Below are 16702 nucleotides of genomic sequence, written 5' to 3'. Positions count from 1 at the left end.
GCGGCCATGCTGTGGGGTTGACCCTGCGTCAGGGTCAACCCCTCAGTGCGGGTACAGCCGGATGATCGCCGACGGCGGCACCGCGCCGCCCAGGAGGACCTCCTTCGAGCCGGTCGCCCAGTTCGTCGGCGTCTTTCCCCAATTGCCCCCGGCCAGTTTGGTCGCCTTGGCGCGTCCGGCTTCGGTCGACACGTCCAGCACACTGCCGGCGCCGCCGCTCGTCTTCCGGTACTCGTTCAGGTCGATCGCGACCGTCCGCTGGCCGGGTTTCCGGTACTTCTTCGCGACTCGGTAGTCCTTCGTCGTGGAGATGAACCGGTCCTTGAACTTCTTCTTGCTGCCGTGCCCCACATGTCCGGCCGGGGTGCCCAGCTTGTCGAACTTGATGTTGTTGTTCTTGTCCTTCAGCGGACGGCCGAGGTCGTCCTTTCCCTTGTTCGGATTCTTCGGATACAGCCCGATGGTCGGGTTTTCGTTCTTCCGGAGATTCCGGTAGACGATGTTGCGGGAACCGCCGCCGCAACCGCCGGGCGAGCCGGTGAGCCCGAGCGGGTCCATCCAGGTGACCGGGTTGTGCACGTAGGCCGCGGGGTTGGGCGAGGGGTCGAGGCCCAGCGGGTCGTCGCTGGTGAACCGCGCGGTGGCCGGGTCGTAGTAGCGATGGACGTTGTAGTGCAGGCCCGTTTCGGCGTCGAAGTACTGGCCGGGGAACCGCAACGGGGTACTCGCACGGCCAGGGGCAGTCGCGAGCGGTTCACCCCATAGCGTGGTCCGTGCCTGCCATGCGACGTTCCCGCGCGCGTCCACCAATTCCGTCGGCGTGCCGATGATGTCGGTGACGATGGAGTGGAACTCGGCGTCCACCCACCGCGCCTCCGCCGTGCGCACCCGCTCGGCCTGGGTGATCGGGGCGTCGGTGTCCTCCTGATGGTTCCAGGTGATCGCGTGCCGCCCGTCGTGCACCTGCTCGACCAGGGTGACGTCGTCCCAGGTGAAGTCGACCTGCTCGGCCACGGTCACCCCGTCGGCGGCCAGTCGTTGTTTGGCCACGCGGCGGCCGAAGGGGTCGTAGCGGTAGCGCCAGCAGGTGCCGTCCGGCGTGACCGCCCCGATCAGCCGGTCTTCGGCGTCCCAGGTGAAGTGCCACGTGTCGGGCTTGCGGGACAGCCGTTTCCGCTGCCTCGTGACCACTCTGCCCTGCGCGTCGTACCGGTAGGTCAGGCCGCCGGCGGTCAGGAGCCGGTTGTTCCGGTACGTGCGTGGTCCCTGCGCGTCGGGCTCCGCCGCTTGCCACGCCGCGTCGACGACATTGCCCGCCGCGTCGTAGGTGTAGCGCTCGGACCAGCCCATGCCGCGCACGCCGGTCACCTGGCCGTGGTCGTCGAGGTCGAACGAACGGCTCCCGGCGAGCCGGTCTTCGATCGCTTCCACGTGATCGTCCGCGCGGTACCGGTACCGGCGCCGCTGGATCTGGTTCGCCCGGGTTCCGGCGCCGAAGACCGAGGAGAGATACTGCTCCGCCAGCCGGTCTCGCGTGTCCCATCGCTGCGCCAGTACGACTCCGGTGTCGAGCAGCCGCTCGACTTCGCGGCCGGCCGGGTCCAGCCCGAAACGCAGCGACCGCCCCGCCGTGCGCAGTCCGGTCGCCTGATGGTCGGCGTCGTAGTCCCAGAAGCTCTCCGCGCCGGACGGGGTGCGCCGGTAGATCCGCCTGCCCACGGTGTCGTAGCGGAACTCCAGCACCCGGCCGTTGACCGTCTCGCGCAGTTCCCGTCCGAGCGCGTCGCGTTCGATGACCACTTCGCTGTCCGCGTTCACCGCGCGCACCACCCGTTCGGCCGCGTCGTACTCGAACGTCGTGACCTGTTCTCCCGAACGCCTTTCGACCACGTTGCCGAGCAGGTCGCGGACGAACCGCGTGGTCTCGCCCGCCCCGTTGACGAATTCGACGAGCTGGTCCGCCGCGTCGTAGGCGTATCTGAGTTCGCGGCCGTCGAAATCCGTTTCGGAGACCAGGCGTCCCGCCGCGTCGTACCGGTACCGCCAGGTCGACCCGTTCGGATCGCGGACCGCGGTCAGCCGGAGCGCGGGGTCGTACTCGTACTCGACCCTGCTGCCGTCCGGCCGGATTTCACCGGCGGGGAGGTCGAAGTGGGTCGTCTCGACGCGGGTCAGCCGCCCGCGCGCGTCGAGGAAGCCGATCTCGTTGCCCTCGGCGTCGTGGCGGGTCTCTTCGACGGTCCCGTCGGGCAGGGTCCGCGAAAGCAGGCCACCCTCGATCGTCCACCGGAACGTGGTCACCGTGCCCAGCGGGTCGGTGACCGAAGTGACGCGGCCGAACTGGTCGCGGGTGTAGCGGGTGGTGCCGCCACGGCGGTCGGTGATGGCGAGCAGCCGCCCCGCGGGATCGCTCTCCATCCGGACGACGCCGCCCGCCGCGTCCGTGACCGCCGCGAGCCGGCCGCGGTCGTCGTAGGTGTGCCGGACCACCGCGCCCGCGGGATCCTCGATGGAGGACGGATACCCGCGTTCGTCGTAGGAGTAGCGCCAGACAGCGCCGTCGGCTTCGGTCACGCTGGTGCGCCTGCCGTGTTCGTCGAACTCGACGATCTCCTGTGTGCCGTCCGGCCGGGTGATACGCGAGAGCTCGCCCAGTCCGGTGTAGGCGTAACGGAAAGTCCTGCCGAGCGGGTCGGTGCGCGAGAGCAGCCGGTTGTATCCGTCCCATTCGGAGAGGGTGACGTGGCCGAGCGGATTCGTTTCGCGGACCAGCTGGAGCGCCTCGTTGAACTCGAACCGCGTGGCGTGACCGTCCGCGTCGGTGTAGATCGTGGCCGAGTCCTCGTACCGCCATTCCCCGGTGAGCGCGCCGCCCGAGCCTTCGGTGCGCACCACACGTCCGGCGCTGTCGTAGTGATAGGCGTACCACTCGCCGTTGCGGTCCTCCCAGCGCGTGATCCGGCCCGCCGCGTCGTAGGCGAAGCGCATCGGACGCCCGGAGGAGTTGAGGACCTCGGTCAGCCGTCCGCCGGAGTAGGAGAAGCGGACGAGCGGGATGGGAGTGACCTTGTCGCGCAAGAAAAAGCCGGTGACGAGACCCGCTTCCGTCGTCACCTCGACGACGTGGCCGCCGGAGTGGTGGATCGCGGCGAGGCGCCGCTCGCCGTCGTACTCGAAGTCGATCCGATCCCCGTTCGTGTCCACGACGGCGGAGATCGGGGTGGCGCCGTCCACGGCCGGTCCGAAAAGGAGCAGCTGGCGGGCCAACGGCTGCCGGAGCAGATAGCCGTCCGCGGTCCGCGACAGCGGCCAGCGCGGACCGGCGACGGGCAGCACCTCGTCTCCAGTGGCCGGGGGATGGGGGTAGACCAGCAGGGTGCCGTCCTCCGCCGCGAACACCACGCCCTCGGCGTCCACCTCCAGCCGTTGGTCCACAGTGGACGCCCAGGTCCGGCCGAACGACCGGCCGGCCCGATAGGAGGAGACGTGGCTCCGGCGCAGCACCAGCGCCAGCGACGCCTCGATGAGCACGTCGGTGTGGGTGTCGAACATGTCGCCGGTCGCGGGATCCACCGGATCACCGGAACCGGGCTTGCAGCCTTCCTCGCGGCCCGCGGTCTTCGGGTCCTTCGGGCGCGAACCGCCCGCGCCGCTGGCCTTGGTGCCGCCGCCCCCGCCCCGGTCGGCACGGTATCCGCCCGCGCCGCCGTCCGGCACGTCGTCACTCTGGCGGCCCCTCGGCTCGCCGCCGCCCTTTTCCCCGGCCGGGCCGCCACGATCCCCGGATGGGCCTGTGTGGTCTCCCGATGGGTTCGTGCTCTCGTCCTTGCCCCGGGGTTTGGGATCGGGCGGAGACCTGACGGTGATGTCCTTGGGCTTCCCCGCGGGTTTGACGTTGCCCGGCTTCATGTTCTTCAACGCCTTTCCGGCGTCTCCGAACAGGTCTCCGGCCTTCTTCAGCAGCGGGGCCAGCGCCTTGAGCGCCTTGACCAGTTTGGTCGTCAGACCGGCGATCTTCGACGCGGTCTTCGCGACCGCGGCCACCACCTGCGGCACCACCCAGGCCAGGCCGACGCCGAGGGTGAACACCACTTGCAGTGCCCACGAGATCAGGTGCCCGACCAGTTCGGCGATGATGTCGCGCACCAGCGTCCGGACGGCGGCCACGACCTCACCGGCGGTCTTGACCCCGCTCGCCGCGCCCTCGCAACCCTTCTGCGCACTGGCGATGAGCGTCGAGGTGTCCTCGGCGCGCGTGCGGTAGGCGTCGGCCGCCTCGCCCGACCACGCGGCGAGATCCTTCCCGACCAGGTCCACCAAGTCGACGGACACGCTTTCGAGCTCTTTGGCGATGTTCGTCCAGGTCTGCGCTTGAGCCGCGACCTCGTCGGCGTTGCCCGCGAGCGCGTCGAGCGCGTCCTTGAGCGGGCCGACGTGCTCGATCAACCAGCCGACACCGGCCGCGAAGATCGCGCCGAAGGGATCCAACGCCGCGGTCAGCGCGTCCAGCGCGGTCCCGACCGCGCCCATCGCGACCGCGGCCCAATCGCCGCTTTCGATCGCCGACTTGAGAGTGGTGGCGTCTTCGAGCAACGGCACACCGGATACCGCCGTCGTCGAATCCTTCACCGGTGCTACCAGCGGATTGCTCACCGCCCAGGCCCCCTGCCCGCAGACTTCAAGATCATCTACCGGGTTCGACCCTAGCGAAGCCCGGCCACGGTCGCGAAAACCTTGCCCGATCAGGCAATCCACGCTGACCGGACCGGCGCGTCGCGCATCCGTGCGCCGTCTGGGCGTGGTCGGTACCGTACTGGCGACAGGATGTACCGAGAACCGATGCGTTGCGAGGTGTGGGGTGTCCGTGGCGGGCGAACGGGTTCCAGAGGGTGTCGACATCCGAGTGCCCAGCGCGGCACGGGTCTACGACTGGCTGCTCGGCGGTAGCCACAATTTCGACGCCGATCGCGCCGTCGGGGAGAAGGTCATGGCGGTCCTGCCGTCGGGCCGTCAGGTCGCCGCGTCCAACCGCGCGTTCCTTCGCCGCGCCGTGCAGTACATGGTCGGGCAGGGCATCACCCGGTTCCTCGACCTGGGCTCGGGCATCCCGGCCGTCGGCAACGTGCACGAAATCGCCCAGGACATGGATCCCGGCTGCCAGGTGGTCTACGTCGACTACGACAAGGTCGCCGTCGCCCACAGCCGGCTCATCCTGGACGGCAACCGCAACGCCAGCGTCGTCGAGGAAGACCTTTGCCGCCCGCGAGCTGTCCTGGAATCGGAGGCGGCGCAAGCGCTGCTGGCCGGCGGCGAGCCGATCGGGCTGCTCATGGTGGCCGTGTTCCACTTCATCCCGGACAGCCTGAACCCCGCCGAGATCGTCGCCCGCTACCGGGAGGCCCTGCCGGCCGGCAGCCTGGTCGCCCTGTCGCATCTGACCGCGGACCACGCGCCCCGGGAAATGGCGGCGGTCACCGAGGCGATGAAGAACAGCAGGGATCCCATGTATTTCCGTCCCTACGCCGACGTCGCCGCTCTCTTCGACGGACTGGAACTGATCGATCCCGGTGTGGTGAGCGCGCCGCTGTGGCGCCCGGAGCCCGGCCTTCGCGACCTCGAACCGGACGACGTCTACGCCGGCGTCGGACGCAAGGTCTGACGCGAATCCTCCGGTTTTCCGCGCCTCGCCCCGTCGCGAAAGCCACTTCGGGGACATCAGACGTCCCCGAAGTGGCTTTCGCGACACGGCTCGCCGAAGATCTGGGGACCGTCACCACCACCGGACGCCGCGGTCGATGCAGGTGTCCCAGAACGGGTCGGACTGGCAGATCGTGACGATGTCCTTCTTCTTCGAGATCTTCTTGTCGTAGTGGGTGCACTTCGGACCCGAGACCGTGTCCCGGTAGTACGGCTTCGCCGGTGGCGAGCTCACCGTTTCCTGGAACGAAGCGTAGGCCCAGTAACCGTTCGCCTTCTTGTCGCAAACGGTGAAATCGCGGTCCTTCAGGTCGACGACGACCCTGGCGAGGAGCGGGCCGCCGAGCTCCTGGAGGTCGAAATACCGGTAACGCTCGCTGTCCTGGGCCACGGAGGCCTCGGTCTGGCCCTCCAGCCCGCCGTCCGTGGCGGGCTCCGCCGTCGTGGCGGCCGAAGCCGACCCGGCGCCCAGCGCGAAAAGTGCGGCGGTCGTAACGCCGACAATTCCTGTTTTACGCATGTTTACCCCTCTACGTGCTTTGTGGAATTCACCCGGTTCGAGCGTGGAAATCACCATCGCCGATGGACGCGGACCGCGTACACACCTTTTCGCCAGGACGAAAACCGGGCGAGCTTCGAATACCGGCGTCGACCGCGCCGGTACCGTTTGTCATGCTGCCGGTGTGGCAACCACGGAAACACGGCCCGTCGAGACGTCCGCCGGCCGGGGGAGAGCGCTGGTCCTGGTGTGCCTGGCCGGCGTGCTCTGGGGCACGATCGGCCCGGTCATCCCGGTCGTCCACGACGCTTCGGGCCTTTCACCGCTGGCCATCGGCGGGTACCGCGCCCTCGTCGCGGTCGTCGTCCTGGTGATCGCCGCCGCCGTGCTGCGGCGGTCGCGCGAGTGCGTGCGGCTCGGGCGCAGGCATTGGCGGCGAGTGACCGTGGTCGGGGTTTCGACGGCGATCTTCCAGCTGCTCTTCTTCGTGGCCGTCCTGTGGGCCGGGGTGAGCGTCACCACCGTGGTGTGCCTGGGATTCGCGCCGGTGCTGCTGCTGGTCACCGGCAGCGTCCGGCGTCGCCGCAGGCCTTCGGCCGGCCAGTTCCTCACGGTCGCGGTCGCACTCGCGGGGCTGCTCCTGGTCGGCGTCGCCGGCAGTCCCGCCGGCGAAGCGCCGTACCCGGTCCTCGGTGTGCTCGCCGCGCTCGCGTCCGGTGCCTCCTACGCCCTCTCGGCCGAAGCGGCCGGGCCCCTGTCCCTGCGGCTCGACACGCTGACCATGACCACGACGACGACCTTCGTCGCCGCGATGGTCCTCGTTCCCGCCGGGCTGATCGTGCCGGTGGCGACCGGCGGCGGGATCTGGACGGGCGACATCGGGTCTTGGGCGCTGATCGGCTACCTCGGGGCCGTGACGATGGCGCTCGCCTACGCGCTGCTGTTCACCGGCCTCCGGTCCACACCCAGCGGCGCGGCGGTGGTGGCGACCCTGCTGGAACCGGTCACCGCCGTCGTGATCGCCGTCGTCTGGCTGGGTGAACGGCTGACCGTCGCGGGTGTCGTGGGGGTCGTGCTGATCATGGCCGCGATCGGCGGCCTGGGGTGGCGTTCGAAGGAACCCGCGCCGCGGTGATCCACGATCGGCTCAGCTCGTTTCCCGCACGACCAGCCGGTGCGGGGCGACGATCGAGCGCGGCGATCGCGGGCCCGACATCCGCTCGGCCAGCCGGTCGAGGGCGAGTTCGGCGATGCGATCCTTGTCCGGGGAGACGGTGGTGAGCGCCGGGACGCTGAACCTGCCGTCTTCGATGTCGTCGAAGCCGACAAGTGCCAAGGAATCCGGCACGGCGACACCGCGGTCGGCGGCGGCTCTCGACGCGCCCAGCGCGAGTTCGTCGGTGAAGCAGAACACCGCGTCGGGCGGCCGGGGAGAGTCCAGTAGCCGGAGCATCGCCTGATGGCCGTCGGCGCGGTGCAGACGTCGCACGGTCACTTCGAGTTCGGGTTCCACCGGTAACCCGGCGTCGGCGAGCGCCTCCCGATATCCGGCCGACCGCTGGCGCGCGGTCGCGTTGAGCGACCGCGGCTGGCTTCCGATCGCGGCGATCCGCCGACGGCCGCGTGCCAGCAGATGCGTGGTGGCCTCGCGCGCCGCCGCGACGTTGTCGATCGCGACGTGATCGAATCCGGCGGCGCCGTCGTGCTCTCCGAGAAGCACGAGGGGAGCGGTGTCGGTCCGCGAAGCGAGTTCCGCCGGGGCCACCGCCCACGGGCTGAACAACACACCGTCGACCAGCTGGCCGCGCCGCCCGTGGAGCAGTTGGGTCTCCCGCTCGGCATCGCCGTCCGTCTGGTCGATGAGCACCGTCAGCCCCCGCGCTCCGGCGATGCGCACCGTCCGCGCGGCGAGCTCGGCGAAGTAGGGCGAATCGATCTCCGGGATCACCAGCGCGACCAGGCCCGTCCGGCCTTGCCGGAGTGTCCGGGCGGCCATGTTGGGCCGGTAGCCGAGCGCGTCGATACTCGCCTGCACCCGCTCCCGGGTCGCCGGGGCGACGTAACGGAAGCCGTTGACCACGTTCGACACGGTCCGCACGGACACCCCGGCGTGCTCGGCGACATCCCGCAGCTTCGGGTTCATCCTCGTCCTCTCGCTCTCGGCGAGGGTACCTCTTGCAACGTGGCATGCCACGTTGCAAACTGACCTGACACCGCGTGTCGCCCCGGAGGTCGAGATGCCCGTCGAGTACACCGCTCCCGCCCCGCTGCCCGCCGGCGAACTCGAATCCCTGACCGCCCGCCTGCGTCAGGAGGGCATCATCGGTCTCCCGCAGGCGTTCACTCGCGAGTGGGTCGGACGGCTGGGCGAAGACATCGAGACGGCGTTCGCCGAAGCGCGCGGACGCGAGAACGGCGCGGTCGGTCGCGGCCCCCACCGTTTCTACGTCGAAATCCATCCCGAACAGGTGCGCGGGTTCGCCGAGCTGGCGTCCCATCCGTGGATCACCGCCGTCGCCGAGGCCGTGCTGGGGCCGGATTACCGGATCGTCGAGGTCGGCTTCGACGTCCCGCTGGCGGGCGCGATCGACCAGCCGTGGCATCGCGACTTCCCGATGCCCGAGGAGACCGCCCGTCACCGCAGGCTGAACTCGCTGGCCGTCAACGTGACGGCCGTCGACACCGAGCCGGACATGGGACCCTTCGAGATCGCACCCGGCACGCACTGGGACGACGGCGGCGCGTTCGAGCACGGCATGTTCCCTCCCCGGGCGGCGTATCCGCGCTACCGCGAGCTGGCCGTACGCAAATTCCCGCGGATGGGCGACATTTCGATCCGGTCGGCGCTGACCGTCCACAGAGGAACCGCGAACCACTCGGCCAAGAGCCGCCCCGTGCTCGTCCTGGGTCTCGACGCGCCGGGAGCGGGCAACGACGCGCGTCACGACACCGCCGTGACGCGCGAATTCTGGGCGACCCTGCCCGGCTCGGTGCGTGCCCACCTCGAGTGCCCGATCGTCGATTCCCTTGAGCCCATCACGCAGAAACACACCATCGAAGGTCTCGTGATGGGCGAATCCGACGAAGATTGAATGTGATTCTTCGTCGTCGCGCAATTTTCTCGCGGGCGAATGCGGATTCTTCGCGTGAAGGGGGCCGAACGGATTTTTCCGGCGCGCCGTCGCCACGTTCCGTGCACGCGCGCGAAGGATGGATCTCCCGGGGTGCGGTCCGGCCGCGTCGATCCCCGGGGAAGTCGCCTCGTATTTCTGAATCGATTGCGGAAATCGGGCGGCCGGTGGCCGGTGAATGTATCCTCTGGCATGGTGTCGGTTAATATCCGACGTGTCACCGAATGTGATCGATCGAGTGTCGTTTGTGTCCGAAGGACCGTCGCGAAGTGCCGCCCATGGCGCCGATTCGGTCGTAAGTCGGGAAAAACTGCGACGTATGGTCCAATATGGATGGAGCGTTCGGACTAAATCCGCGAAATTCGTATTCCACGGCGCGGCCGGTCGTCTTAACCTTGCGTGATTCTTCACCTGAATCTGCACTGGGGAGCAAGATGAAGTCCACGCCGTTGTTGTTGTCGCGCGCCCGAAAAACCTCGGAGCGACTGCTCGCCGCCCGATGACACGACCCGGCTGCGTCAGTCGATTCGACGTACACGCCAGGCAAGCACCCGACCGGATCGCGGTCTTCGAGCACGGCGCCGGGCTCACCTACGCCCGGCTCGCCGGCCTCGCGGGCGGCCGCGCGCTGCGGTTGCACGACGCCGGTGTGCGGCCGGGGGAGCGGGTCGGGCTCGTCACCGGGCACGGCAGCGCCACGATCGCGGCGATCCTCGGAACTCTCGCCGCGGGCTGCGCCTACGTCCCGCTGGACCCGTCCTTCCCCCGGGAGCGGCTCGAGTACCAGCTCGCGGCCGCGCGGGTGACCGCCGTGCTCGCGGACCCGGACTACGTCGAGCTCGCGGAATTCTTGTGCCGCACCGGATCCGCGCGGCTGGTGCGTTCGGGCGCGGAGACCGCGCCGCTCCCGGTGCCCGGATCCGATCCGGACGGCCTGGCGTACGTGCTGTTCACGTCCGGGTCCACCGGCAGGCCGAAGGCCGTGGCGCAGACCCACCGCAACCTCCTGCACGTCGTCGACAACCAGATCGACGCGCTCGGCATCACCTCGGCCGACCGGCTCAGCCTGCTCGCGTCCTTCGGCTTCGACGCGGCGATCCCGGACCTCTATCCGGCGCTGCTCACCGGCGCCGCGCTCGTACCGGTGGACCTGCGTGCCCACGGCGTCGCCCAGGCCGCGCGCGAGCTGGCCCGGCACCAGGTGACCGTCTACCACTCGACGCCCACGGTCTACCGGCATCTGCTGGACGTCCTCGGCGAGACCGGCCTCCCGTCCGTGCGGACCGTGCTGCTCGGCGGCGAACAGGCGACCCATGCCGATGTCCGCCGCGGCCGGTTCGCTCCGGAGTGCGTGTTCGTCAACGGCTACGGCGCCACCGAGGTGACCTTCGCCGCGCACTACCGGACGACCGTCGCCGAGCTGGATCCGGACGCCGAGGGGCCGCTGCCGATCGGGCGCGCGCTGCCCGGATTCACGCTCACCGTGCTGGACGGCGGTGAACTCGAAGTGCGCGGACGGCACCTGGTCGACGGCTACCTCGACCAGCCGAGCCCGGCGTTCGGGGTGACCGCCGACGGCGGCCGCCGCTACCGGACCGGCGACCTCGGCAGGCTCCTGCCGGACGGGAACCTCGTCTGCCTCGGCAGACTCGACCGGCAGGTCAAGGTCCGCGGCTTCCGGGTGGAGCTGACCGAGATCGAAGCCAAACTCGCCGAACAGCCTGGTGTCGCCGAAGCCCGCGCGATCGTGCGGGACGGCGACTTGCTCGCCTACGTGACCGCGGCAGGCCCGCGTCCGGACGGCCGGGTGCTCCGCGCCGCGCTGGTGGACGCCCTGCCCGGCTACTCGGTACCCGCGGCCGTCGCGGTCCTGGACGGCTTTCCGCTGACCGTCACCGGAAAGCTCGACGAACTGGCGCTGCCGGACCCACGTTCGTCCGCGACCGTCCCGGCCGAGCGGCTGACCCCGGACGAGGAACGCGTGCACCGGATCTGGTGCGAGGTGCTCGGCCGTGACCGGATCGGCAGCACCGAAGCGTTCTTCGACGCCGGTGGCGACTCGCTGCGGCTCGGGCGGGTGCAGGTGCGGCTGGCCGACGAGTTCGGGGTGGACGTCCCGCTGCTCGCCCTGTTCGAGCGCACGACGATCGCCGGGCAGGCCGCCTGGCTCACGAAGTCCACTTCGGACACTCGAACGCCCGTCACCGCGGAGGAACAGGCCGGGGATCTCATCGCCGTCGTCGGGCTGGCCTGCCGGTTCCCCGGCGCGCCGGACGCCGCTTCCTTCTGGTGGAACCTGTGCGCGGGCGTCGACTCGATCCACGACTACACCGACGACGAGCTGACGGCGCTGGGCATCGGCCCGGGCCTGCGTGGCGACCCGGCGTACGTACGGGCGGGCGGCCGGATCGAGGGGATCGAGGAGTTCGACGCCGGGTTCTTCGGCTTCACCGCCGACGAGGCCGCGCGGACCGATCCACAGCACCGGCTCTTCCTCGAAACGGCGTGGCAGGCACTCGAAGACGCGGGCCGCGATCCCGCCGCGGAGACCGGACCGGTCGGGGTGTTCACGGCGACCTCGGTGAACCGCTATTTCCTCTTTCACCTGTTCGGCAATCCGGCGGTGACCGGTGACGTCGACCCGGACGACTGGGAGGGGCGGCTGACCGGCCGCCAGCTCACCGACCACCTGCCCGGCCAGGTCGCCTACCGGCTCGGGCTGACCGGTCCGGCGGTGGCCGTGCAGAGCGCGTGCTCCAGCTCGCTCGCGGCGGTGGCGCTGGCCGCGCAGAGCCTCGCGGACTATCGGTGCGACGTCGCGCTGGCCGGTGGGGCGAGCGTGACGTGGCCGCGGTACCGCGGTGGCGGGCTCGCTTCGCCGGATGGCCGCTGCCGCGCGTTCGACGTCGCGGCGGCGGGTGCCGGGTTCAGCTCGGGCGCCGGGGTCGTCGTGCTGCGGCGGCTGGCGGACGCGCTCGCCGATCACGACCACGTCTACGCCGTGCTGCCCGGCTGGGCGATCACGAACGACGGACCGGACCGCGCGGGCTACGCCGTGCCGGGGCCGGCCGGACAGGCGGCCGCGGTGGCCGAGGCGCTGGCGGTCGCGGAGGTCGCCCCGGACGAGGTCGCGCTGCTCGAAGCCCACGGCAGTGGCACCCCGCTGGGTGACGCGATCGAGGTGGCCGCGCTCAACCGCGTCTACCGGGAGGCGCCGCCGGAATCGTGTGCGCTGGGGTCGGTGAAGACGAACATCGGGCATCTCGACGCGGCGGCCGGTATCGCCGGGCTGATCAAGGCCGTGCTGTCCGTGCGGCACGGTGTCATCCCGCCGAGCCTGCATTTCACGGCCCCGCATCCGGAGGTCGACCTGGCAGGCGGCCCCTGGTACGTCCCGGCGAAGGCCACCGACTGGCCCGTCCGCGAGCGGCGGGTGGCCGGGGTCAGCTCGTTCGGCATGGGCGGCACGAACGTGCACATGATCGTCGAAGAGGCGCCTGCTGTTCCGCCACGGCCCGCGGCGAGCGGCCCCTTCGTCCTGCCGGTGTCCGCGCGTGACCCGAAGGCATTGCGCGAGGCGGTTTTCCTGCTGCGCGAGCGGCTCGCCACGGACGCGCCCGACCTCGGCGACGTGGCGTACACGCTTTCCGTGCGGCGGGCGTTCGCGTGCCGCGCCGCCGTGGTGGCGGACTCGGTCGCGTCGGCGGTCGAAGCGCTCGATGCCTTGCTGGCGAACGGGACCGACGTCGAGGGCCCGGCCGGGCAGGAGCGGGAGCTCGCCGCTCACTGGACAGGGGGCGGCGACGTCGAGTGGAGCGCGGACGGCGATCCCGGCCGCGTCCCGCTGCCGGGCTATCCGTTCCAGCGAGAGCGGCACTGGATCGAACCACCGCACCACACAGCCGACCAGGAGACCCCTCGGTGACCGACACCTTGCCCGTCACGGGCGGCCATGGGCCGCCACTGTCCTATCCGGACACCACACTCACCGAGCTGATCCTCGCCCAGGCCACGCGCACCCCCGATGCCGTCGCCGTCCGGCAGGGGGACGCCCGGCTCACCTATCGCGAACTGGTCGCCTCGGCGACCGGCGCCGCCCGCCTGCTCCGGGCCCGGGGTGCCGCACCCGGCGTTCGCGTCGGTGTCTGCGCGGACCGGCGGCCGGAGCTGATCTCGACCGTCGTCGGCGTGCTGCTGTCCGGGGCCGCCTACGTGCCGCTCGAACCCGGCGGCCCGAAGGCGCGGCTGGCCGAAATCGTCGCGGACGCCGGGATCTCGCTGGTCGTCGGCGACTGCGCGAAGGCCGAATTCGGTGCCATGGAAGGCATCGAGGCGCTCGACGTGCCCCCGTCCGTGGACGGGCCCGTCGAATGTCCCGCCGGTCCGGACGACCTCGTCCACCTCCTCTACACCTCCGGCTCCACCGGACGGCCCAAGGGCGTGCTGACCAGCCACCGCAACGTGGTCGCTTTCGTCACCGGGTTCCCGGCCGCGCTCGGGATCCGGCCGGGAACCCGGGCGCTCGGCATCTCGTCGCTCGCCTTCGACGCCTTCACCATGGACGTGTTCGTCCCGCTGGCGCACGGCGGATCGGTCCAGCTCACCAGTGCGGCCGACCGGTCCGACCCCGAACGGCTGCGCCGGTTCCTCGTCGAGCACGACGTCGAGTGGGGCTTCGTCACGCCGACGCTGCTGTCCATGGTGGACCCCGCCGCCGTCCCCGGCTGGCGCGTCATCGCCTGCGGTGGCGAGCCGGTGCCCGCGGAGCTCGCCGCGCGCTGGATGCCGGGACGACGGTTCTTCAACGCCTACGGCCCGACCGAGACCACCGTCGTGGTCGTCACCGACGAGGTCACCGGCATCCCGGCCGACCCGCTGCCGCTCGGCCGCCCGACGCCGAACCACCGGGCGTACGTCGTGGACACCGAACTGCGGCCGGTCGCTCCCGGCGAGATCGGCGAGCTGCTCATCGGCGGCCCGGGCCTGGCGCTTGGCTACCTCGGCAGCCCCGAGCTGACGGCCGAGAAGTTCGTCGACGACCCGGCCACCCCGGGGGAACGGCTCTACCGCACCGGTGACCTCGTCCGCGAGCTGCCCGACGGCCGTCTCGAATTCGCCGGCCGCGCCGACCGGCAGGTGAAGGTCCGCGGCCAGCGGATCGAGCTGGGCGAGGTGGAGGCCGCGCTCACGACTCACCCGGACGTCGACGCCGCCGCGGTGGCCGCCGTCCCCGGACCGGCGGGCACCCGGCTGGTGGCCTTCCTGGCACCGGCGTCCGCACCGTCCGATGTGGACGAACTCGGCCGGGACCGGCTCACCGCGGCGATGCGTCCGGCCGCGGTCCGGGTGCTCGACCGGCTGCCGGTCAACCCGCTCACCGGCAAGATCGACCGGCCCGCGCTGCGCGACCTCGCCGAAGCGGCGCTGGCGGGCCGGCAGGACCTCGGCCCGCTCGGTACTCCGGCCGAACGCGCGGTCGCGGCCATCTGGCGGCGGGTGCTCGGTGCGGGCGCGGGACCGGACTTCCTGGCCTCGGGCGGGAACTCGATCGCCGCGATGCGCCTGGTCGCGGCACTGCGGGCGGAGCTGGCCGCGGACGTCGCCACGGAGGACGTCTTCACCGGCGGCACACTCGACGGGCTCGCCAGGCGGGTCGCGGCCGCGCCGCCGCTGACCGGGCCGGGACTGACCACCGGGCACGCGCCCGCGCTGTCCCCGCAGCAGCGGCGGCTGTGGTTCCTCGACCAGCTCGCGCCGGACGCCGCGCCGTACAACATCGCGATGGCGTTCCGGCTGACCGGCGCGCTGGACGTCGACGCCCTGCGCCACGCCCTGCGCGCGGTCGCCGAGCGGCACGACGTGCTCCGTTGGCGTATCCGGGCTGTCGACGGAGCGCCGGTGGCGGATCACTTGCCGCCGTCGGACGTTCCGCTGCCGGTGGCGCCGACGACCGAGGACGGTCTGCGGGCCCGGCTGGCCGCCGACGCCGCGACGCCGGTGCGTCTCGACCGCGAGGCACCCTGGCGCGCGCGGCTCTACCGGCTCGGCGAGACGGAGCACGTGCTCGGTTTAACGTTGCATCACGCGGTGTTCGACGGCTGGTCGCAGGAGCTGCTGTGCGCCGACCTGTCGGCGGCTTACCGTGGCGAGCCGCTGCCGCCGCCGGAGGCGTCCTATGCGGATTACGCGGTGTGGCGAGCCGGACGCGATGAACGCCGCGAGGCCGTGGATGTCGCGTGGTGGACCGAACATCTCGCCGGTGCACCGACCACAGTGGACCTTCCACGTGACCGGCCCCGCCCGGCCGTGCAGACCTATCGGGGCGCGAGCCTGCGTCAGTCCTTTTCGGACGGTACCGCCGAGTCCGTCCTGGCGCTGGCCGCCCGTACCGGCACGACGCGCGCCGGAGTGCTGCTCGCCGCGTTCGGCCAGCTGCTGCGGCGGCTCACCGGTGCGACCGACCACCTGGTCGCCACGGTCGTCGCGGACCGGCAGCTCGCCGAATGCCAGGAGGTCGCGGGGTTCTTCGTCGACATCGTGCCGGTGCGGCTGAGGGCCGACGACGCCGCGGACTTCGCCACGCACGTCCGCGACGGCGGCGCGGAACTCCTCGCCGCGACCGCGCATCCGGCCGCGCCGGTCGAGCGGCTCGTCGAGGCGCTCGGCGTGCCCCGCGACCCCGCGCACGCCCCGCTCGTGCAGGTGATGTTCAACGTCCTGAACTTCACCGAGCCGCGGCTGGACCTGCCCGGCGTGGCCTCGGCGTGGCTGCCGGTCGACAAACCGGGATCGCCGTTCGACCTCACGGTGTACGTCCACGACGACGGCGTCGAACTGCTGTACAACCCGGATCTGTTCGACCACGACCGCATGTCCGGGCTCGCCGAGGACTACGTCGCCCTGCTCGGCGCGCTGGCCGCGGCGCCGGACGCGCCGGTCGGGACGACCGTGCCCGAGCTGCCGCAGGCGGCCGTCCGCACCGCCGCGCCGGCCGCTGCGACCCTCGTCCGGGCACGGCCGCCGTCGGTGGCCGCGGACCCGGCGGTGCTCGCCGCGACCGAGGCCGTGATCGCGCGGGCCTGGTGCGACGTCCTCGACGTCGCCGAAGTCGGGCACACCGACAATTTCTTCGACGTCGGCGGGAATTCGCTCGCCCTGGCCCGGGTTCACGCCCAGCTCACCGACCGGCTCGCCCGCCGGATCCCGATGGTCGACCTGTTCAGCCATCCCACCGTCCGCGCCCTCGCCGCGCATCTGCACTCCGGTGTCGCCGCCAGCCCCGAACTGGCCCGTGCCGCCGAACGCGTCGCCGCCCGCCGCGGCCGTACCCAGACCAGAAGACCCCGTCGCACCGCCGGCCCCACCGGCCCTTGAT

At 71.2% G+C, this 16702-nt stretch carries 8 protein-coding genes; 5 read left to right on the top strand and 3 right to left on the bottom strand.

Annotated elements, in window-relative coordinates; genetic code table 11:
- Positions 1 to 42: 42 nt before the first annotated feature.
- Complete coding sequence (locus ACOCEP_RS35250; protein WP_482333829.1) at positions 43 to 4653, bottom strand: RHS repeat-associated core domain-containing protein; 4611 nt, start codon at positions 4651 to 4653, stop codon at positions 43 to 45.
- 145 nt (positions 4654 to 4798) lie between these two features.
- Between ACOCEP_RS35250 and ACOCEP_RS35245 the strand changes: the two genes are divergently transcribed.
- Positions 4799 to 5659, top strand: coding sequence for an SAM-dependent methyltransferase (locus ACOCEP_RS35245; RefSeq protein ID WP_482333828.1), 861 nt, complete (start codon positions 4799 to 4801; stop codon positions 5657 to 5659).
- Positions 5660 to 5770: 111 nt separating this feature from the next.
- Here ACOCEP_RS35245 and ACOCEP_RS35240 read toward each other — a convergent pair whose 3' ends face one another.
- Complete coding sequence (locus ACOCEP_RS35240; protein ID WP_482333827.1) at positions 5771 to 6217, bottom strand: hypothetical protein; 447 nt, start codon at positions 6215 to 6217, stop codon at positions 5771 to 5773.
- Between the two features lie 163 nt (positions 6218 to 6380).
- On the opposite strand from ACOCEP_RS35240, the gene ACOCEP_RS35235 reads away from it, so the two are divergent.
- On the top strand, positions 6381 to 7331 hold the full coding sequence (locus ACOCEP_RS35235) for a DMT family transporter (RefSeq protein WP_482333825.1): 951 nt from the start codon (positions 6381 to 6383) through the stop codon (positions 7329 to 7331).
- A 12-nt stretch (positions 7332 to 7343) separates the two neighbouring features.
- Here the strand turns inward: ACOCEP_RS35235 and ACOCEP_RS35230 are convergent, their stop codons facing one another.
- Complete coding sequence (locus ACOCEP_RS35230; RefSeq protein WP_482333823.1) at positions 7344 to 8339, bottom strand: LacI family DNA-binding transcriptional regulator; 996 nt, start codon at positions 8337 to 8339, stop codon at positions 7344 to 7346.
- A 94-nt stretch (positions 8340 to 8433) separates the two neighbouring features.
- Between ACOCEP_RS35230 and ACOCEP_RS35225 the strand changes: the two genes are divergently transcribed.
- From ACOCEP_RS35225 to ACOCEP_RS35215, 3 genes are all read left to right on the top strand, one after another.
- A complete protein-coding gene (locus tag ACOCEP_RS35225; protein WP_482333821.1) occupies positions 8434 to 9288 on the top strand; it encodes a phytanoyl-CoA dioxygenase family protein in 855 nt (284 codons plus the stop codon).
- A gap of 538 nt (positions 9289 to 9826) precedes the next feature.
- The gene (locus ACOCEP_RS35220) at positions 9827 to 13252 is read left to right on the top strand and encodes a beta-ketoacyl synthase N-terminal-like domain-containing protein (protein ID WP_482333819.1); all 3426 of its coding nucleotides are present in this window, start codon (positions 9827 to 9829) and stop codon (positions 13250 to 13252) included.
- Complete coding sequence (locus ACOCEP_RS35215; protein ID WP_482333817.1) at positions 13249 to 16701, top strand: acyl carrier protein; 3453 nt, start codon at positions 13249 to 13251, stop codon at positions 16699 to 16701. Before ACOCEP_RS35220 ends, ACOCEP_RS35215 begins: the two co-directional genes overlap by 4 nt.
- The last annotated feature ends 1 nt before the right edge of the window (position 16702 follow it).

This window comes from Amycolatopsis sp. CA-211722 (assembly GCF_056828465.1).
The sequence above is the reverse complement of the archived record's forward strand: the minus strand, read 5'-3'. Positions and strand labels throughout refer to the sequence as shown.